Origin of the sequence: Micromonospora sp. NPDC048839 (assembly GCF_040649915.1) — a bacterium.
Classification (GTDB): Bacteria; Actinomycetota; Actinomycetes; order Mycobacteriales; family Micromonosporaceae; genus Micromonospora.
In genome coordinates this window covers 491,598-509,791 of the sequence record NZ_JBEZGL010000003.1, presented here as the reverse complement: position 1 = coordinate 509,791, position 18,194 = coordinate 491,598, and the positions used below count along the sequence as shown (strand labels likewise).

At 73.1% G+C, this 18,194-nt stretch carries 16 protein-coding genes and 1 pseudogene; 11 read left to right on the top strand and 6 right to left on the bottom strand.

The annotated features are described in order from the left end of the window. Window positions 1-12: 12 nt before the first annotated feature. A complete protein-coding gene (locus AB0C25_RS08430) occupies window positions 13-990 on the bottom strand; it encodes an ArsA-related P-loop ATPase (RefSeq protein WP_357370891.1) in 978 nt (325 codons plus the stop codon). 26 nt (window positions 991-1,016) lie between these two features. Then, window positions 1,017-1,469, bottom strand: a pseudogene (locus tag AB0C25_RS08425) (hypothetical protein); the annotation flags it as partial. 678 nt (window positions 1,470-2,147) lie between these two features. On the opposite strand from AB0C25_RS08425, the gene AB0C25_RS08420 reads away from it, so the two are divergent. The 7 genes from AB0C25_RS08420 to AB0C25_RS08390 all read left to right on the top strand — a co-directional run bounded on the left by AB0C25_RS08420 (window position 2,148) and on the right by AB0C25_RS08390 (window position 10,061). Next, window positions 2,148-2,630, top strand: coding sequence for a hypothetical protein (locus tag AB0C25_RS08420; protein ID WP_357370889.1), 483 nt, complete (start codon window positions 2,148-2,150; stop codon window positions 2,628-2,630). Between the two features lie 45 nt (window positions 2,631-2,675). After that, the gene (locus AB0C25_RS08415) at window positions 2,676-2,831 is read left to right on the top strand and encodes a DUF4177 domain-containing protein (RefSeq protein WP_007466198.1); all 156 of its coding nucleotides are present in this window, start codon (window positions 2,676-2,678) and stop codon (window positions 2,829-2,831) included. Next, the gene (locus tag AB0C25_RS08410) at window positions 2,828-3,289 is read left to right on the top strand and encodes a RidA family protein (RefSeq protein WP_357252990.1); all 462 of its coding nucleotides are present in this window, start codon (window positions 2,828-2,830) and stop codon (window positions 3,287-3,289) included. Before AB0C25_RS08415 ends, AB0C25_RS08410 begins: the two co-directional genes overlap by 4 nt. Window positions 3,290-3,411: 122 nt before the next feature. Continuing rightward, window positions 3,412-4,248 carry an MBL fold metallo-hydrolase gene (locus tag AB0C25_RS08405; RefSeq protein WP_357370887.1) on the top strand — a complete coding sequence of 279 codons (837 nt, stop codon included), beginning with the start codon at window positions 3,412-3,414 and terminating at the stop codon, window positions 4,246-4,248. Continuing rightward, window positions 4,245-7,862, top strand: a complete 3,618-nt coding sequence (locus AB0C25_RS08400) for an adenylate/guanylate cyclase domain-containing protein (protein ID WP_357370885.1) — start codon at window positions 4,245-4,247, stop codon at window positions 7,860-7,862. The genes AB0C25_RS08405 and AB0C25_RS08400 overlap by 4 nt, the downstream gene beginning before the upstream one ends. A gap of 168 nt (window positions 7,863-8,030) precedes the next feature. Next, entirely contained in the window at window positions 8,031-8,534 is a 504-nt protein-coding gene (locus AB0C25_RS08395; protein ID WP_357370883.1) for a hypothetical protein, read from the top strand. A 30-nt stretch (window positions 8,535-8,564) separates the two neighbouring features. Further along, entirely contained in the window at window positions 8,565-10,061 is a 1,497-nt protein-coding gene (locus AB0C25_RS08390; protein WP_357370881.1) for a serine/threonine-protein kinase, read from the top strand. On the opposite strand, the gene AB0C25_RS08385 is transcribed toward AB0C25_RS08390, so the two are convergent. Further along, complete coding sequence (locus AB0C25_RS08385) at window positions 10,048-10,389, bottom strand: hypothetical protein (protein WP_357370879.1); 342 nt, start codon at window positions 10,387-10,389, stop codon at window positions 10,048-10,050. The genes AB0C25_RS08390 and AB0C25_RS08385 overlap by 14 nt on opposite strands. Before the next feature lie 168 nt (window positions 10,390-10,557). On the opposite strand from AB0C25_RS08385, the gene AB0C25_RS08380 reads away from it, so the two are divergent. Together AB0C25_RS08380 and AB0C25_RS08375 are read left to right on the top strand one after the other, a co-directional pair. Then, complete coding sequence (locus AB0C25_RS08380) at window positions 10,558-11,499, top strand: transporter substrate-binding domain-containing protein (protein ID WP_357370877.1); 942 nt, start codon at window positions 10,558-10,560, stop codon at window positions 11,497-11,499. Further along, window positions 11,496-12,689 carry a hypothetical protein gene (locus AB0C25_RS08375; RefSeq protein WP_357370875.1) on the top strand — a complete coding sequence of 398 codons (1,194 nt, stop codon included), beginning with the start codon at window positions 11,496-11,498 and terminating at the stop codon, window positions 12,687-12,689. Before AB0C25_RS08380 ends, AB0C25_RS08375 begins: the two co-directional genes overlap by 4 nt. Window positions 12,690-12,711: 22 nt before the next feature. Here the strand turns inward: AB0C25_RS08375 and AB0C25_RS08370 are convergent, their stop codons facing one another. Further along, window positions 12,712-13,404: a hypothetical protein gene (locus tag AB0C25_RS08370; RefSeq protein WP_357370873.1), complete on the bottom strand. Its 693-nt coding sequence runs from the start codon at window positions 13,402-13,404 to the stop codon at window positions 12,712-12,714. A 70-nt stretch (window positions 13,405-13,474) separates the two neighbouring features. On the opposite strand from AB0C25_RS08370, the gene AB0C25_RS08365 reads away from it, so the two are divergent. Together AB0C25_RS08365 and AB0C25_RS08360 are read left to right on the top strand one after the other, a co-directional pair. Next, window positions 13,475-13,822, top strand: a complete 348-nt coding sequence (locus AB0C25_RS08365) for a PadR family transcriptional regulator (protein ID WP_357370871.1) — start codon at window positions 13,475-13,477, stop codon at window positions 13,820-13,822. Then, the gene (locus AB0C25_RS08360; RefSeq protein ID WP_357370869.1) at window positions 13,819-14,832 is read left to right on the top strand and encodes a hypothetical protein; all 1,014 of its coding nucleotides are present in this window, start codon (window positions 13,819-13,821) and stop codon (window positions 14,830-14,832) included. The genes AB0C25_RS08365 and AB0C25_RS08360 overlap by 4 nt, the downstream gene beginning before the upstream one ends. Before the next feature lie 118 nt (window positions 14,833-14,950). Here AB0C25_RS08360 and AB0C25_RS08355 read toward each other — a convergent pair whose 3' ends face one another. Then, window positions 14,951-16,141, bottom strand: coding sequence for an acyl-CoA dehydrogenase (locus AB0C25_RS08355; RefSeq protein ID WP_357370867.1), 1,191 nt, complete (start codon window positions 16,139-16,141; stop codon window positions 14,951-14,953). Window positions 16,142-16,154: 13 nt separating this feature from the next. Continuing rightward, a complete protein-coding gene (locus AB0C25_RS08350) occupies window positions 16,155-18,191 on the bottom strand; it encodes a biotin carboxylase N-terminal domain-containing protein (RefSeq protein ID WP_357370865.1) in 2,037 nt (678 codons plus the stop codon). Between the last annotated feature and the right edge of the window lie 3 nt (window positions 18,192-18,194).

Below are 18,194 nucleotides of genomic sequence, written 5' to 3'. Positions count from 1 at the left end.
CTCAGGTGTGAGTCAATCGGCGCGGACGAGGGCCTGGGCCAGCGTCGTGAGCCCCGCCCGGTCCACTCCGTCGGGCAGCAACGGCAGCTCGACCATCGGCAGCCCCAACTCCACCAGGTCGGCGCGGAGCGAATCCTCCAGTTCGCGCCGGATGTGCTGGTCACGTGCCTCGTCGTGCAAACCGGCCACGGTGTCCCGATCGGCCGGCAGCCCGGCGGCGACCAGCCCTCGCCGTAGCTCCCCGGCGGTGACCGGCTGGCCGGCGGGCAGCGCCGGTCGGGTGCCGTTGACGATCACCTTTCCGGTGCCGAAGCCGAGGGCGGTCAGGTCGGCGATGGCGTCCACCGTCTCCTGCACCGGCATCTCCTCCAACAGCGTGACCACGTGGACCGCGGTCATCGGGGAGCGCAGCAAGGCGGCGACCCCCTCGCTCTGGGTCTTGATCGGACCCACCTTGGCCAGCCGCGCCGTCTCCGCCGTGACGTTCAGGAACCGACCGATCCGCCCGGTCGGCGGGGCGTCCAGCACCACCGCGTCGTACGCGCGCCGCTGCCCGGTGGTGCGGGTGGTGGCCTCCTTCACCTTGCCGGTGAGCAGCACGTCCCGTAGGCCCGGTGCGATGGTGGTGGCGAAGTCGATGGCACCGAGCTTGCGCAGCGCCCGGCCCGCAGCGCCCAGCTTGTAGAACATGTCCAGGTATTCGAGCAGCGCCTCTTCGGCGTCCACCGCGAGGGCGCGCACCTCACCGCCGTCCGGCGCGTCGGCGAGGTGTCGCTCCTCGTAGGGCAGCGGGTCGATGCCGAAGAGTTGGGCGATGCCCTGCCGCCCCTCGACCTCGACCAGCAGGGTGCGCCGACCGCCGGCGGCGAGGGCGAGGGCCAGGGCGGCGGCCACGCTCGTCTTGCCGGTGCCACCCTTGCCGGTCACCACGTGGAGGCGGGCCGACCATCCGGTACCGGCCGGGTCGAACGGCCGCTCAGCTGCACACACCCGTCGAGCCTATCCACGCCTGGCGGTCAGGCGACCTCGCAGACCCACCAACCCGTCTTCTGCACCACGGTGAACCGCAGGTCCTGGTCGGCGACCTTCTCGTCAGCGGTGGTCATGGTGACCCGGGTGGAGACGGTGGCCCGGTCACCGGTCTGGTTGTCCACCTTCGGGGTGGTCCACCTGAACCGGGGGTTCTGGTACTCGGACGCGTACTTCTGCACCTCGGCCACCTTCGCGGCGATCTTTCCGTCGTCGCGGGAGGCGGCGCACACGCGGGTGGCCGCCTTGGTCGCGTCGCGATCCTTGTAGACCGCGGTGAGGAACTCGTCGACGGCGACCGCCGGCTCCTTGGCGCCCTCGCCGGTCTCGGTGTTGCGCAGGGTCAGGAACGCCAGCGCGCCACCGCCCACGCAGAGCACCATGATCACGACGAGTGTGATCGCCGCGATCAGCAGACCACGCTTCTTCTTCGGCGCGGCCGTCCCGGGATAGGGCGGATACGTCGGCGGGGGTGGCGGGATGGTCGACGGACCTGACGTACCGGGTGGCGGCGGCGTCGCGGCCGGCGTGCCGGCAGCCTCGGCCCCACCGGTCGGCGCGGGGAAGGCCTGCTGGACGGGGATCGTCGGTGCGGCGGGGAGCGCCGCCGGTGCGGGCGGCGCGGGGAGCGCGAGCTGCCCGGACGGCGCGGCGGGGGCCGCTGGGGCGGGGGCTGTCGAAACGCCGGGCTGATCGGTGGGTTCCGGCTGGGCCGGCGGGAGGGCGGGTGGACCGGCCTGGTCGCCGCTGGGCGGTTGGGTCATCGTCTTCCCCCGGGGGTCCGGCGCCCGCCGCCACCCCTGGCGTCGAGCGTGATCGAGCGGGCTGCCGGGCGCTGCGCGACCGCCCGACCGGAAGGGTAGCGGTCGATGAGGGAAGTGGTGTCGCCCGTGCCGCGCGGCCGGCCACCGATCCGGCCGGCGGGACCCCGCGTCCGGAGCGCCATCGGGTCTCTTACCTGCCAGGTGTCGCATATGTGACTGTAGGGGGCCATTCGGGCGCGTCTTGTTGGCGGGACTATGGCCCCGGACCTACCTTTCGTCCCGGCGCGGGGGCCGGAACGGACGAATGGGTCCGGACCGGAAGAGCGATCCGAGCGGTACGACCGGAGGCAGTGCATGCGCGACGTGGACAACATCCCTCGCACCCAGTTCCCGACCAACGAACGGCCGCACCGGTCCGGGTCCATGTCCACGGCCGGTGGGCAGATCGGTGGCCAGCCGATCAACGAACGGTCGTACCGCCGGATGCCGGAGCAGGCGGAGGCGGGCCGGGCGCCTGGTCACGCCGCCGAGCGGACCCGCGACGACGACGAGCCGGGCTTCGTCATCCACCTGCCGATCCGGGTGCCGAGTCTGGCGGCGGCGACCGTACTGGCCGGCCGGGTCGCGGTGTCGTTGGGCTTCCTGCCCGAGTTGGACGCGGGCGAGACCACCGTGTCCAACGCCGATGATCAGAACAACAGGCACCGGGTCTTCTGCGACCTGCTGCTGCCCGACCGGTCCCGCTGCCCGCAGGGGTACGGGCACGAAGGGCTCTGCGGGGAGGTGCCGGCCGCGCCGGAGCAGCGTCCCGCGCCTCGTCCGGCCAGCGGACCGTAGGCTGTCCCTCGAACAAATTCCGCACCGAGAGGGAGCCCTTCAGCGATGCAGAAGTGGGAATACTCCACGGTCCCGCTGCTGGTCCACGCGACCAAGCAGATCCTCGACAACTGGGGTGAGGACGGGTGGGAGCTCGTCGCCGTGGTCCCCGGGCCGAACCCCGACCAACTGGTCGCCTACCTGAAGCGACCGAAGGCGTGAGCAACGGTCCGCACGCGAAGCTCGCCGAGCTGGGGCTCGACCTGCCCGAGGTCGTGCCGCCGGTGGCCAGCTACGTGCCGGCGGTGCAGTCCGGGCAACACGTGTACGTCTCCGGCCAGTTGCCGATCGCCGAGGGCAAGCTGCTGGCGACCGGCAAGGTCGGTGCCGGGATCTCCGCCGAGCAGGCGAAGGATCTGGCCCAGCGGTGCGCGCTCAACGCGCTGGCCGCGGTCGACTCGCTGGTCGGCCTGGAAAATGTGGTCAAGGTGGTCAAGGTGACCGGTTTCGTAGCCTCCGCGCCCGGCTTCACCGGTCAACCCGCAGTGATCAACGGTGCCTCCGACCTCTTCGGCACCGTCTTCGGTGAGGCCGGCCGCCATGCCCGCAGCGCCGTAGGGGTGGCCGAGCTGCCCCTCGACGCCCCGGTCGAGGTCGAGCTGATCGTCGAGGTCGCCTGACGCTCCGCCACACCCCGCGATCTTGCGCGTCCGGCGCGGAGAAAAGCCCTGAACGGTGACGAATCAGGGTCCGCGCGGGCAAGATCGTGGGGTGTTGCGGGCGGGGTCGTACGATCGCAGCCATGAGCGGGCACGTGACGGCGCCGGCGGCGGCGGTCGCCGACGAGCTGCCGACCTGGGTGACACTGCTGCGTGCGCCGAACCCGGGGCCGATGACCCTCGACGGCACCAACACCTGGGTGCTGCGCGCCGCGACAGCCGAGGCCGCCATCGTGGTCGACCCGGGGCCGGCCGACGAGGGGCACCTGGCCCGGATCGCCGAGCACGGCCCCGTCGGGCTGATCCTGATCACCCACGGCCACCCCGACCACACCGAGGGTGCGGCCCGGCTGAGTGAGCTGCTCGGCGGTGTCCACGTCCTCGCCGTCGACCCGGCGCACACCATCGGCGGCGCGCCGCTGACCGAGCCGGGCGAGCACTTCGGCGGCTTCGGCCTGGCGGTCCGTCTGCTGAAGACCCCGGGGCACACCGCCGACTCGGTCTGCTTCCTGGTCGAGCACGGCGACGAGCGGGTGGTGCTCACCGGTGACACCATCCTCGGCCGGGGCACCACCGTGGTCGCCCACCCGGACGGGCACCTCGGTGACTACCTGACCAGCCTGGAGCTGCTGTCCGCGTACACCGGGATTCCGGCGCTGCCCGGGCACGGCCCGGCGCTCGCCGACTGCGCCGCCGCCGCCGACTTCTACCTCGCGCACCGCAAGGCCCGGCTGGACCAGGTCCGGGCCGCGGTCGCGGCCGGTGCCGCCACGCCCGCCGACGTGGTCGCGGCGGTCTACGCCGACGTGGACCGCTCGCTGTGGTGGGCGGCTGAGTGGTCGGTCCGCGCGCAGTTGGAGTATCTGGGTGTCGGCACCGGGGAATCCGCGCCGGGGGTCAGTGGGTTGGAGCACATGTGACCTGCCCCGTGTGTGGAACCGTTGCCGTTCCCGGCGCGCGGTTCTGCCACAACTGCGGTGCCGCGCTGCCGGCCGCCGCCACGTTGCCGGCGGCCGAGCGTCGGGTGGTCACCGTGCTCTTCGGCGACCTCTCCGAGTTCACCTCCTGGTCGGAGGATCTCGACCCGGAACGCGTCGGCGCGGTCACCGACCGGGTGCTGGCCGCCCTCGCCGGTGCCGTGAAGACCTTCGGCGGGCACGTCGACAAGCTGACCGGCGACGGGATCATGGCGGTCTTCGGTGCGCCGGTGGCGCACGAGGACGACGCCGAACGCGCGGTCCGGGCCGCCCTGTCCATGCAGCGGGCCGTCCGCCGGGTGCTCGACGACGAGCGGGGCGGCGGCGCGCCGCTCGGGCTGCGGGTCGGGCTCAACACCGGCGACGTCATCGCCGGCATCCAGGCCGCCATCGAATACACGGTCATCGGCGACACGGTCAACACCGCCGCCCGGCTGGCCGACGCCGCCGCGGTCGGCGCGGTCTACGCCGGCGGGCGCACCGCCGCCGCCACCCGGCACGTGTCCTCCTGGCGGGCACTGCGCCCGCTGCGGCTCAAGGGCAAGCGTGAACCGGTCGAGGCGTACGAGTTGCTGGGTCTACTGGACGCGCCCGGTACCCGTTCGGGGCTCGGCGACGAGGCGCCGTACGTCGGCCGGGAGACGGAGATCGGCCGGATCGCCGGGCGGCTCGCCGAGGTGATCGACCAGGGTGACCCGCGGGTGCTGCTGATGACCGCCGAGGCGGGCATCGGCAAGTCCCGGTTCGCCGCCGAGGTGGAGCGCCTCGCCGCCGGGTACGACGTGGGCGCCGGCCGGTACGCCGCGCACACGGGCGCCCGGGTGCTCTCGGTGCGCTGTGCCGCGTTCGGTGAGCGCCGCCGCCTCGCGCCCCTGGCCGACCTGGTGCGGGCCGCCGTCGGCCTGCCCAGTGACGCCGCCACCGCGCTGACCCGACCGGCGGTGGAGGAGAGGCTGCGGCGGCTCGGGCAGCGGCTCGCCCGCTCCGGCGGTGAGACCCCGCCGATCGCCACCGAGCAGTTGCTCGCCCTGCTCGGCTACGCCGAACTGGCGGCACACGGCGGCACCGACACCGGCGAGTGGAGCGGATCGGGCACCCCGGCCGCGGATGCCGAGGTGGTGCCGAACGCGGTCGCCGACCTGCTCAGTGGGCTCGCCTCGGAGGCGCCGCTGGTGATCGTGGTGGACGACCTGCACGACGCCACCGCCGAGACGATCGGCGCCCTCGGACTGACCCTGTCCAGGCTCACCGGCCCGGTGCTGGTGCTGCTGCTCGGCCGCCCCGAGCTGGTGCGTACCGCCGGGGCGCTGACCCGGGTCGCGGACGCCGAGGTGCACTCCCTGCCGCCGCTGCGGGGTGCCGACGCGGCGCGGCTGCTCACCAGCTACCTCGGCGGCGGCAAGTTGCCACCGGCCGACGCGGACCGGCTGCTCGCCACCGCGCAGGGCAACCCCTTCTACCTGGCCGAGTTGGTCACCCTGCTCATCGAGCGGGGGGCGCTCACCACGGAGACAGCGCGCGGTGTCCGTGCACCGTCGGAGCGGGACCAGAGCACCTCGGCCGGCTGGCGGTTGGTGCCCGGTTCGCTGGGCAGCCGGCTGCTCTCCCGCGACCTCGCCGCCGTGCTCGCCGCCCGGATCGACGCGCTGCCGCCGGACGCCCGCTCGGTGCTGCGTGACGCCGCGGTGATCGGTGACACGGTGCCGACCGGCGCGCTGGAGGCGCTGCGTGAACAGCGCGCCGGCCGCGACGGCCGGCCGTCGGCAGTGGTCGCGGTGGAACTCGACCGAGCCGTCGAGGAACTGCTGCAGCGCCGGATGCTGCACCGCTCCCGGGCCGGCTACTCGTTCGCGACCCCGCTCATGCGGGAGGCCGCGTACGCCGGGGTGAGCAAGGCGGAGCTGGCCGAGCGGCACGCCGCGTTGGCCCGCTGGGCGGCACCGGCGGACGGCACCACGGCCGGGTCGCCGGGCGGGTTCACCGACGAGGCCCGGGACGACTTCGTGGCGACGCACGTCGAGCGGGCCGCCACGCTCGCCGACGCGGTGAAACTGCGCCCGGACGCGCCGGCCCGGGCGGTGGTGCCGCTCGGCATCGCCGCGCTCGGCCGGGCCGCCCGACGGTCACTGTCCGCCGGTGAGCCGGTGCTGGCCATCGAGTACGCCGAACGCGCCACCGAGTTGGCCCGCGACGGGCTGTCGGCGGCCGACCGGGTGGTGCACGCGCGGGCGCTGCTCCAGGTCGGTCGCGTCGCCGACGCGCTGGCGTACGCGGAGAAGATCGCCGCGAACGCGGGGGACGAGGCCACCCGGGTCGGTGCCCTGCTGCTCGCCGGGCAGGCCCAGGAGACCCTCGGTGACCAGGGCCGGGCGATGACCGCCTGGCACGAGGCGTTGCAGGTCGCCACGGCCGGTGGGTTGCCCGTGCAGCGGGCGACGGCGATGCGCCGGCTCGGCATGGCCGACTTCGTGGCCGGGCGGCTGAGCCAGGCGAGCAGCCGGTTGGCTGCCGCGTACCAGGTCAGTCTCGGTGCGCAGGACCGACGCGGGCAGGCGTGGTCGTTGCAGAACCTGGCCTGGGTGACCACCACCCGGGGTGACTTCGCCGGCACCGACGCGGTCCTCGGCCGGGCCGCTCGACTCTTCGCCGAGCTGAAGGACCCGTACGGGCGGGCCTGGCTGCGCGGCACCACGGCGTTCGCCCGGCTGCTCGCCGGCCGACTGCGCGAGGCGTGTCGGATGGCGCAGGTGTTCCTGCCCTTCGGTGAGCGGGTCGGTGAGGCGTGGGCGGTGGGCACCTTGCGTGCGGTGGCGGCGTTCGCCACCGCCGAGTTGGGCGACCTGGCCGAGGCGGACCGGGAGGCCCGGCGGGCGTACCGGGAGTTCGCCGCCGCCTCCGACGACTGGGGCCGCGGGTTCGCGCTCGTGGTCCGGGCGGTGGTGGCGCGTGGGCTGGGCGAGCCGGAGCACGCTGCGGACCTGCTCACCGACGCCCTGGCGTACGCCGAGCGCACCTCGCACCCGCTGCTCACCGGAATGGCCGGCACGTTGCGCGGCTTCGTGGCGTTGGACCTGGGCGACTGCGAGACCGCCGAGCGGGTGGCCCGCTCGGTGCTGATGGCCGTGGAGCCGCACAACCCGCAGGCCCCGGCCCAGGTGGCACCCCGGGTGCTGCTGGCGACGGCCCGTCTGGCCGCCGGTGACGCGGCGACCGCCGTCGGGCTGCTCGCCCCGGTGGCGACGGCCGCCGCGAACGCACCCTCGTTGCTCCTCTCCCGCCGCCAGACGATGGCCCAGTACGCAGCGGCCCTGCTCGCGCACGGTCAGCGGGAGCAGGCGTTGGACTGGGCTCGGCGGGCGGTCACCGCACCGGCGGAGGACGTGCGCAGCCAGGTGATCGCGGCCGGTGTGCTGGCCGAGGCGCTGGCGGCCTGCGGCTACCTGGCGGAGGCGCGGTCCTGCGCGGACGAGGCGGTCCGCCTGGCGTACGCGACCGAGCAGCGCAGCGAACGGGCCGCCGCCAACGCCCTCCGCGCCCGTCTGACCACCTCGGCCTGACCCTTGGTGACGCCTCCCTGACCGAACCCTCTGATCGGCCGGTCAGGGGTGTTGGTGGCACGGTTTTTGTCGGTTCTGGGGATGTGGCGGTCGGGGTGAGGGGCTAGCGTGTCACCACCGTGTGCCGGTCCACAGTGGTGACCGTCGCCGTGCCTGGGGAGGCCCTTCATGAAGCTGCCGCGTTCCATCGCGGGCTGGACCATCGCGGTCTTCGGCGTGTTGGCGCTGGTGCTGGGCGCGGTCGGGCTGCTCTGGCCGGAGGCGCAGTTGCGCATGCTCGGGCTCGAGGTGCCGGCGACGCGTGCCGTCGGTGACCACACCGGCACGTTCCTGCTGGCGTCCTCGATGGCGGCGTTCAACATGGGCGTCTACTACCTGCTCGCCACGATCACCGAGTGGCGGGCGTTCTACCGGTTCACCGTGGTCTTCCGACTTGTCACGTTCACCGTGTTCACCATCGCCGTGCTCTCCGACATCGCTCCGGGCCGGTTCTTCGGGGTGGCGGTCTGGGAGGGTCTGGGGGCCGTGGCCACCGCCGTCGGTCTGCGCCTGGATGCCCGCCGGGGCGCGTCGGCCGGCGGAGTCGCCTCGTCCGACGGTGCCGGGGCGGCTGCGCCCGCCGAGGAGGGTACCGGCCCGTCCGGTGCCGCTCCGGCGGACACGGTGCGCTGAGCCGCCGGCCGGGTTGGGTATTTTCGAGCGGTGACCGACACCCCGACCGGTGGCCCGCCGGTGCCGATCGTGCCGGGTCTGACCGATTTGCGGGTCTTTGCCCGGGGCGGGTACGCGACCGTCTATCAGGCCACCCAGATCTCGGTGGGCCGCGAGGTCGCCGTCAAGGTGGAGAACCGGACGCTCGACAGCGAGCGGGACCAGGCCCGTTTCCTGCGCGAGGCGCGCGCGGCCGGCCGGATGTCGTCACACCCGCACGTGGTGGACCTCTTCGACGTCGGGGTCACCGTCGACCAGCACCCCTACCTGATCATGGAGCTCTGCGACGGCTCGTACGCCGAACGGATGCGGACCTCGCCACTCGACCCGGTGGAGGCCCGCGACCTCGGCATCAAGATCGCCGACGCGCTGGCCCACTCGCACGCGGCGGGGGTACTGCACCGGGACGTGAAACCGGCGAACATCCTCCACTCGGCCTTCAACTCGGCGGTGCTCGCCGACTTCGGGCTGGCCGTGCTCGCGGAGCACCGCGACGCCTCGGTCACCCTGGAGGTGCTCACCCCGGCGTACGCGCCGCCGGAGATGTTCAGCCACAGCCCGCCGTCACCGGCCGTCGACGTGTACGCGCTCTGCGCCACCCTCTACGCGGTGATGCACGGTCGGCCGCCCCGCTGGCAGTCCGAGCGCAACCCCAGCCTGATCACCGTCCTGGAGATGTTCAACCAGCCGCTCCCCGCCCTGCCCGGCGTCCCGGACGAACTGATCGACGTGCTGCGCGCCGGCATGGCCAACGACCCGGCCGAGCGGCCCTCCGCACTGGAGTTGCACGACCTGCTCGCCAACCTGCCACTCGGACCACCGTCGGCCCCGGTCAGCGGCGCCCCGGTCAGCGGTGGCGCGACCCGCCCCGGCCCGTACCCGCCCAGCCGGCCGGTGCCCCGGCCGCCCATCGAGGACACCCAGCAGGTCGTCCCCGGCGTCCGACGCTGGCGGCGCTGGTTCCTCGGCGGTGCCGGGGTCCTCGCGCTCGCCGGCTCCGCGACCGCCGGGGCGTGGTTCGCCGACCACGCGGCACCGCCGACCCCGAGCCCGACGGCCACCCAGGTCGCCGCACCGGCGACCGGGCCGCTGCCCGGCTGCACGACCGGCAGCGGCACGCCCACCGTGCTGCCCGAGGGCGCCCGGTGCCTGCCCGAGCTGGAATGCTTCGGCCCGATGCGCATCCGCGGCGACCGCGCCGAGGCGGCTCGGCTGTCCTGCACCGGTCGGCACACCTGGGAGACGTACGCCGAGGGCATCCTGCCGGTGCCCCTGGTCGGCGCCAACTACGACGACGTGGTCGCCGCCGCGCAGGTGCGACAGGTGTGCAGCGCCAAGACGTTCCGGTTGACCACCGGGATCGCCGAGCCGAGCGGCTGGCACCTGGAGGTGCTCCCCCCGGTCGACGGGAGCATCGACCGGACGTACCGGTGCCTGGCCGGGCGGGGCGTGGATGCGCTCACCGCGCCCACCCTCACCGGCCGCTGATCCCGTCCGACCCGCGTCGCCGGTCCCGCACCGCCCGCAGGGCATCCCGACTGTCCAGGGCGTCGAGGGTGTCCGCGTCGATCCCGTACGGCATCAACTCCGCCGGCCCGGTGGTCGCCGGCCGGTCCTCCGGCTCCGGGTCGTCGGCCTGACGGGCGGCGGAGAAGGCGACCCCGGAGACCGTGGCCAGCAGGACGCAGAGCAGGGCGAGAACCACGCCGACCAGGTCCTGTCGGCGCCAGACGACCAGCAGGGCCAGTGGTACGAGGGCTCCCAGTGCCGCGAGCACCGCCACCGTCCGCGCATCGGGCCTGGACAATCGACTCATTCGTTCAGCATGTCGTGACATCGGCGGCTGTCAACCGGAGAGCGGGCGGCGCGCCGATCGACACCGGCCGACCGGTCCGCCCGACGTGCCCGGTCGGTGTCGCTACGGAAAAGCGTGCAGTCGCTACCCTGGGTGTTCCGCAGGCTGGTCCGTCAGCGAGGTCACCCCATGAACGTACGCAGTTCCCGGTCCCGGCTCCGTTCGGTCGCGACGACACTGGCGGCCGCCCTCACCCTCACCCTGGCGGCCGCCGCCGGCTGCGACAGCCGGCGGGAGCCGGAACTGCCGTCCGTGCAGCAGAAGATCCGTGAGTCGCACATCTACCGGCAGGCGCAGTTGCGCATCGGCGTCGCCACCAAGGAGCCGTTGATGGGCGACCTGCGCAACGGCCAGCACGTCGGGTTCGACGTCGAGATCGGCAGGTACATCGCTGCCTCCCTGGGCTACGAGGGTGAGCAGCGGTTGGCGTTCGTATCGGTGGCCACCGAAAATCGGATCCCGGCGTTGCAGGGCGGCACTGTCGACCTCGTGGTGTCCAGCTTCTCGATGACCGAGGAGCGCGAGAAGCTTGTCAGTTTCGCCGGGCCGTACTTCGTCACCACGCAGGAGGTGATGGTGCCGGTCCGCCTCAAGGACCGGATCCGCACCATCGAGGACCTTCGCGACCCGGCGTACAAGGTCTGTACCAGCGGCGGGTCCACCACGGAGGCCGAGCTGGAGAAGCACGGGGTCAAGACGTTCGTGGTGAAGGACGTCGGGGACTGCGTCGACGGCATCCGGGGCGGCCGGTACGACGCGGTCAGTTCGGACGAGACGATCCTCGCCGGGTTCCTCGCCACCTATCCCAAGGAGTTCGAGGTCGTCGACATGCCCTTCGGCACCAGCGAGCTGCTGGGCATCGGCGTGCCGATCGGCGACCCCGCGTTGCGCGACCTGGTCGCGTTCTTCCTGCAGAAGAGCTACGAGCGGGGTCGCGACGGGCAGGTGAGCCCCTGGCAGAGCGCCTACAACCGCACCCTGGGTCCGTGGCTGAAGGTCGAGAAACGCCAGCCTCAGCCGCTGCAGGTGCCGAAGCTCGTCGACTTCGACGACAAGGCGCCGTCGACGTGAGTACGGCGCCGACCGCAACCGGCGCCGACGGCCCGGTTCCACCACCCCGCGCGTCCGTGCCGGGTGTCGCCGCCGCGCCGGTCCCCGACGGCACGGCCGCAGCCGAACCGCCGGCCGAGGTGGTGGACCGGCCTGGCTGGCCGGTTGGCGTGCCGGTCGCCGAACCAGCCGACCCGGTCGTCGCCGACGTCGAGCCCGGGCGGGTCCGTTGGGACCCGGCGGAACGGCGTGCCCGTGCCAGCCAGTCCTTCTGGACGGCGCTGGTGGGCGTACCGGCGATCTTCTCGGTGCTCCGCCTCGGGGTCGAGGCGGGCGGCGAACTTCAGACCACACTGCTGCTGGTGGCGAACGTCGGCCCGGTCAACCTGCTCGCCGGCTTCCTGACCACGGCGGCTCGGCTGCTCTCCACCGGAATGGTCGCCGTGTTCGCGCTCGGGGCGGTGCTGGCCGTCGGGGCGGACCGGCTGCCACCGGGGACCCGCCGTCGCCCACTCTTCGCCCGCTGGGCCGACCTCACCCCGGCCTGGGTGGTGCTTGCCGCTTTTCTGCTTGCCCTGATCACCTGGCCGCTGCTCTACCTGCCGCTGCTGCTGCCGGCGTTCGCGGCCGCGTTTCAGCTGCGCCCCGGGCGACTGCACGAACGGTTGGTGCCCCGACTGGTCATGATCGTCGCACTGCTCGCCGGGTACGGCTGGCTGCTGCTGCCGACGCTGCGGGACGCCGGGAAGCAGGGCGAACTGTTGGTGTTGGCGCTGCTCGCGGTGCCGCCGCTGCTGGCTCTCTTCATCGCGGGGCCGCTGCCCGGTGTGGTGATCCGGCCGCTGGCGTCGGTGACCGAGGTGGCGATGCTCGCCATGCTGGTCTGGGCCGCGGTGCCGGTGATCAGCACACCGGTGTTGCCGCTGACCGTCACGACGGTGGGCGCGGAGAGCGGACCCACCGAGGACGTACGCGGGCACGTGATCACCACCGACGACGTCAACATGGTGATCCTGCAGGAGCGGGGTGGTGTGCGGTACGTGCCTGTCGATCTGGTCCGCGCGCAGGTGCTCTGCCCGAGCGAGGAGGAGTTGCCCCGGTACCAGCTGCGCATCCGGGACTTCCACGTCGAGGACTCGCTGCTGGAGGGCATGGGCCGCCGGGTCCGCCCGGTCCACCGCATCGACGCCGCCTGCCGGATCCCCGGCTGACCCCCGACGGGTGGCCCGCCGATCAGTGCGACAGACGCGCTGTCGCGTCGGCGGCGTCGGCCAGCTCGTCGGCGACCTGAGGGTCGGTCGAGGAGATGGCGGCGGTCCACAGCACGTCGGTGGGCGTCGCGCCGGCCAGCCAGCGCCGCATCGACTCCTGCGCCCGGTCGGGCAGGGGACCCTGGTGCGACAGGCCCTCGAGGACGTCGGCCAGGTGCCGCGCGGTGGCCTCGCCCGGGATGGCCGCGAACTCGGCCAGGTACGGCCCGAGGTCGATCTCCAGCCCGGCGACCGCCTCCAGCAGGCCCCAGGCCGAGGTGGTGGACGGGAACTCCGCGAGGATCCGGTGCCACCAGCCGAGGAGGAACCGCTCGACGGCTGCCCGCTCGGCGGCCGGCCAGCCGTGCCACTGGTCCCGCATCCGCTCGGTGACGGCCTCCGGCGGCAGGTACGACAACTCGCCACTCGCGGCCGCATCGAGCAGCCGGGGCAGCAGGTGCGGCACCTCGGTCCCGTCCCCCCAGGTGCCCCCGTTTCCCAGGTAGTCATCGATCTGGTCGGTGCTCAGCTGCCGCAGCGGGGTACCGACGAAGAGGGCCAGGTCCGCCGGCTCCACGCAGTGCGGGCAGGCCTCCATGTCGGCGGGCATCGGGTGGTCGGCGAAAGCGGCGTAGAGCCCGTCCACCAGCCGATCGAACTCGACGTCGTTGCGCACCCGCTCAGTATTTCCGACGAACCGCTCGGAGGGTGCCCGCATATACAGTCGGACTGTATATACTGCGGCGATGGTGAAGGCTTCCCTGCACGAATCGACCTATCTGATCCTCACCGCGCTCGTCGAGGCCCCACGGCACGGATACGCCGTCCTCGACGAGGTCCGCCGGATCTCCGACGGGCGCGTCGACCTGCGCGCCGGCACCCTCTACGCGGCGCTGGACCGGCTGCGTACCGAGGGCCTCATCGACATCGAACGCGAGGAGCAGGTGCAGTCCAGGTTGCGCCGCTACTACCGACTCACCGCCGCCGGAGTGCAACGCCTGGCCGAGGAGTCGGCGCGCCTGCGGAGCAACGCCGACGCGGCGAGCGTGCGGCTGCGCCGTGCCGGCCTCATCTTCGAAGGCGGTGCGGCGTGACGTTGCCCCAGGTCTACCGGTGGCTGCTGGCCTGCTACCCCCGCGCGTACCGGCGGCAGTACGAGGACGAGTTGATCGGGGTGTTGCTGGACGACGCCGCGCCGGGCCAGCGCAGGCCCTCGGCACGAGACGTGTCCGCCCTGCTCGGCGGGGCGGTTCGGGCGCACGTACGGCAGGTCGGCGCCCGATTCTCGGTCGACACGTGGCGGGACGCGGCGCAGGTGCTCGGCCTGGTCGCCGCGCTGCTGCTGTGCGTGCGCTCCGCGCGCGTTCCGGTGCTGCACCTCAGCATGTACGCGCAGAGCTATCCCGAGGGGATCGGTGAACCGTTCGTCCTCTGGCCGCATGGTCCCCTGGCGGCGCTCTGGCTCGTCGTGGCGGTGTTCACCGCACTCGGGTGGGGGCGGGCGGCGGCGGCGATCGCCGTCGGCGGCGTGGCGTTCGAGGTGGTACGGGTCGCCGAGGCCTACGGGTATTATTCGACGGTCTTCGACATCTGGCCCGTCGTGCTCGCCGCGATGATCCCGCTTGCCCTCGCCCTCCGCGCTCCCCGTTCCGTAACGGCTGTCCTCGCGCGCTGGCGGCTCGGCACACTGGCGGCGGCGACGGTGGTAAGCGTCGGCGCGCCGAGCGTCGCCCTGGTAACCGCCGCTGACGTTTCGACGTCGCCCATCTACGGCACCTGGATGTTCACCAGCGGTGTCGGCCGCGTCGAGGCGATCCTGTTGATCGCGGGGTACCTGCTCTTCGCCCTTGTCGTCCTGTCGACGCCGACGGCGCTCCGACTGCGCCTGCTCGCGCTCGTCGTCCCGGTGGGCGTCACGCTGATTCTCACCCGGGTGGGGCTCGGGACCACGGGGACGTACCTGGAGCACCCCAGCCGCGACGGTGTCCCCGACCCGCTCACCTCGGCGCAGTGGCTGACGTTGGTGCTGGCACCCGTGTTGCTCTTCGCGGTGGCCGCGGCGATCCTGCACCGCCGCGAGCGTTCCGGTCCGCAGCAGGCGTAGGCAGGGATCGGTCCGCCTGGGTGATCGACTCGGTTTCCGCGAAGTCGGGGCGTCGATAGGCCTTGGACGCCCCGGAATCAAGAAGACGGAGTCGATCACCCGTCCGGAACGGGCCGGCTCAGTAGGACTTGTCCTGGCCGAGGACGTGCTGGGCCACGAAGTTGAGGATCATCTCCCGACTGACCGGGGCGATCCGGCCGGCCCGCACCGCGCCGAGCAGGGTAGCCACCCCGTACTCGGTGGTCATGCCGGCCCCGCCGAGCACCTGGACGGCGGTGTCGACGGCGAGCGCGGCTGCCTCCCCGGCCGCGTACTTGGCCATGTTGCCGGCCACCCCGGCCTCCAGGTCGCGGCCGGCGTCGTACAGGGTGGCGGCCTTCTGGATCATCAGGCGGGCCAGCTCCACCTGCACCGCCGCGTGCGCCAGCGGGTGCGACACCCCCTGGTGGGAGCCGATGCTCCGGCCACCCCAGACCTTGCGGGTGGAGGTGTACCCGCTGGCCCGCTCGATGGCGTACCGGCCGGTGCCGGCACCCATCGCGGCCACCGTGATCCGCTCCGGGTTGAGCCCGGCGAAGAGCGCCGGCAGCCCGGCGTCCAGCGACTCACCGAGCAGCGCGTCGGCGGGGACCCGGACGTCGTCCAGGTAGAGCAGGAACTGGTTCTCCGGGGACACGATCTCCATGTCCAGTTTGGACCTGGTCAGCCCGGCCGCGTCGGTCGGCACGAGGAACAGCGCCGGCTTCAGCTTCTGCGGAGACGCGTCCGCTGCACCGGTTGGGCCGTCCTCGACGGCGACGCGGGCCACCACCAGGACGTGATCCGCCTCGTCGACACCGGAGATGTAGCACTTGCGGCCGTTGAGCAGCCAGCCGTCGCCGTCCCGGCGAGCCACCGTGCCGAGCCGGTGGAAGTTGGATCCGGCCTCCGGCTCGGTGATCGCGAAGACGATCTTCTGGGAGCCGTCCGCCAGGCCGGGCAGGTGCCGTTTGCGCTGGTCCTCGGTGCCGTGCCGGGCGAGCACGGTGGCCGCGATGGCGGGGGAGACCACCAGCAGCAGCAAGGGGCAGCCGGCGGCCGCCAACTCCTCGCAGACGATGGCCAACTCGGTGATGCCGCCGCCGCCACCGCCGTACTCGGTGGGGATGTTGACGCCCAGGTAGCCGAGCCGTCCCGCCTCGGCCCACAGTTCGGTGGTGTGTTCTCCCGACTTCGCTTTCGCCACGAAATAGCCGTGGCCGTAGCGGCGGCCGAGCGCCCGCACGGCGTCGCGAAGCTGGTCCTGCTCAGGGGTGAGATCGAAGGTCATCAGGGGGTCCTCCTCAACAGATGTCGATGACGGCCAGCACGGCGCCGGTGCGCACCTGACCACCGGTCGGCACCGGCAACTCGCTGACCACGCCGTCGGTCGGGGCGAGCACGGGATGTTCCAGCTTCATCGCTTCCAGGGTGAGCAACGGCTCGCCGGCCACGACCCGCTGGCCGACCTGGACGTGCACCCGGGTCACCGCACCGGGCAACGGGGCGAGCAGCGACCCGGCCGCCACCTCCGCCGTGGGCAGCGGGAGACGGGGCAACTCGACGAGGCTCGCCGCCCCGTCCGGGCCGTCCACGAAGACCGCCGACCCCACCCGGTGTACGCGGTACGCGCACCGCACCCCGTCGACGTCGAGCACCACCCGGTCCGGGGTGGCCTCGACAAGCGCCACGTCCGGTCGTCCGGCGGCGGGGCCGATGCCGGCAGGGCCAGCGGTGGCGGGTTCAGCGGCGGTGCGGTTGGCGGCGGAGTTGGTGGTGGTCGGGTCGGCGGACCACTCGGCGAGCCCGCCCACGCGGTCCAGCCGGTAGCGGACCTCGACCTCGCCGTCCGGACCACCGAACCGGGTGACCTGCGGGACGGCCGGCACGTTGCGCCAGCCGGACGGCAACCCGGCCAGCACCTTCGCCCCGGCGCGACGGCCGGCGGCCGAGGCGAGCGCCGAGGCGAGCGCCACCAGCGGGCGCCGGCCGGCGGGCAGCAGCGGGGCGAAGACCTCCGCATGCCGGTCCAGGAACCCGGTGTCGATCTCCACGGCGGCGAACGCCTGACTGCGCAGCACCTGGACCAGCAGGTCCCGGTTGGTGGTCACCCCGTGCACCTCGGCCCGGCTCAGCGCGGTGGACAGCAGTCGGGTCGCCTCCGTACGGGTGCGACCCCAGGCGATCAGCTTCGCCAGCATCGAGTCGTAGTGCACGCCGACCACCGAGCCGGCCACCACCCCCGAGTCGAGCCGCAGCCCCGGTCGGTCCAGCCCACCGAACTCGGTCGTCACCTGAGGGACCGCGAACCGGTGCAGGGTGCCCGTGGCCGGCCGCCAACCCGCCCCGGCGTCCTCGGCGCACAGGCGTACCTCGATGGCGTGCCCGGTGCCGACCGGCAGCGTCGCCGGCAGTGGCTCACCCTCGGCGACGAGCAGTTGCAACCCCACCAGGTCCAGACCGGTGCACAGTTCGGTGACCGGGTGCTCGACCTGAAGACGGGTGTTCATCTCCAGGAAGAAGATCTCGCCACCCGGGGCGAGCAGGAACTCCACAGTGCCCGCCCCGACGTAGTCGACCGCGCGACCGGCGGCCACCGCGGCCTCGTGCAACGCCGTGCGCACCCGCTCCGGAACGACAGCCGGCGCCTCCTCGACGATCTTCTGGTGCCGACGCTGGATCGAGCACTCCCGGTCACCGAGAGCCACCACCCGGCCGTGGGTGTCCCCGAAGATCTGCACCTCGACGTGCCGGCCGCGCTCGACGTACCGCTCGATGAAGACCGTGCCGTCGCCGAACGCGGCAGCCGCCTCGCGGCCCGCGGACGCGACGGCGTCGGCCAGCTCGTCGGCCTCCCGGACGATCCGCATCCCCCGCCCGCCACCACCTGCGGATGCCTTCACCAGGACCGGGAGGTCGGTGACCGCGGTGGTGTCGGTCCAACTGGGCAGCATCGGCACACCGGCCTCGGCGAGCAGCCCTTTCGCGGCGAGCTTGTCGCCCATCACGGCGATCACCTTGGCCGGCGGGCCGACCCAGGTCAGTCCCGCGTCGGTCACCGCCGCCGCGAAGTCGGCGTTCTCGGCGAGGAAGCCGTACCCCGGGTGGACGGCGTCCGCGCCGCACCGCCGGGCCGCGTCCAGGATCAGCTCGACCCGCAGGTACGTCTCGACGGGCGAGTCCCCGGGCAGCCGGACCGCCTGGTCGGCCTCGGTGACGAACGGCGCGTCGGCGTCCGCGTCCGAGTACACGGCCACCGTCTGCACGCCGAGCGCCCGGCAGGTCGCGAAGACCCGACGGGCGATCTCCCCCCGGTTGGCCACGAGCAATTTCGTGATCATCGT

Bases quoted from the DNA above. Each gene is read 5' to 3' on its own strand.
- AB0C25_RS08420 (WP_357370889.1), top strand. From the start codon at position 2,148: ATGCGCGACGTGGACAACATCCCTCGCACCCAGTTCCCGACCAACGAA.
- AB0C25_RS08415 (WP_007466198.1), top strand. From the start codon at position 2,676: ATGCAGAAGTGGGAATACTCCACGGTCCCGCTGCTGGTCCACGCGACC.
- AB0C25_RS08405 (WP_357370887.1), top strand. From the start codon at position 3,412: ATGAGCGGGCACGTGACGGCGCCGGCGGCGGCGGTCGCCGACGAGCTG.
- AB0C25_RS08395 (WP_357370883.1), top strand. From the start codon at position 8,031: ATGAAGCTGCCGCGTTCCATCGCGGGCTGGACCATCGCGGTCTTCGGC.
- AB0C25_RS08385 (WP_357370879.1), bottom strand. From the start codon at position 10,389: ATGAGTCGATTGTCCAGGCCCGATGCGCGGACGGTGGCGGTGCTCGCG.
- AB0C25_RS08380 (WP_357370877.1), top strand. From the start codon at position 10,558: ATGAACGTACGCAGTTCCCGGTCCCGGCTCCGTTCGGTCGCGACGACA.
- AB0C25_RS08365 (WP_357370871.1), top strand. From the start codon at position 13,475: ATGGTGAAGGCTTCCCTGCACGAATCGACCTATCTGATCCTCACCGCG.
- AB0C25_RS08355 (WP_357370867.1), bottom strand. From the start codon at position 16,141: ATGACCTTCGATCTCACCCCTGAGCAGGACCAGCTTCGCGACGCCGTG.
- AB0C25_RS08350 (WP_357370865.1), bottom strand. From the start codon at position 18,191: ATGATCACGAAATTGCTCGTGGCCAACCGGGGGGAGATCGCCCGTCGG.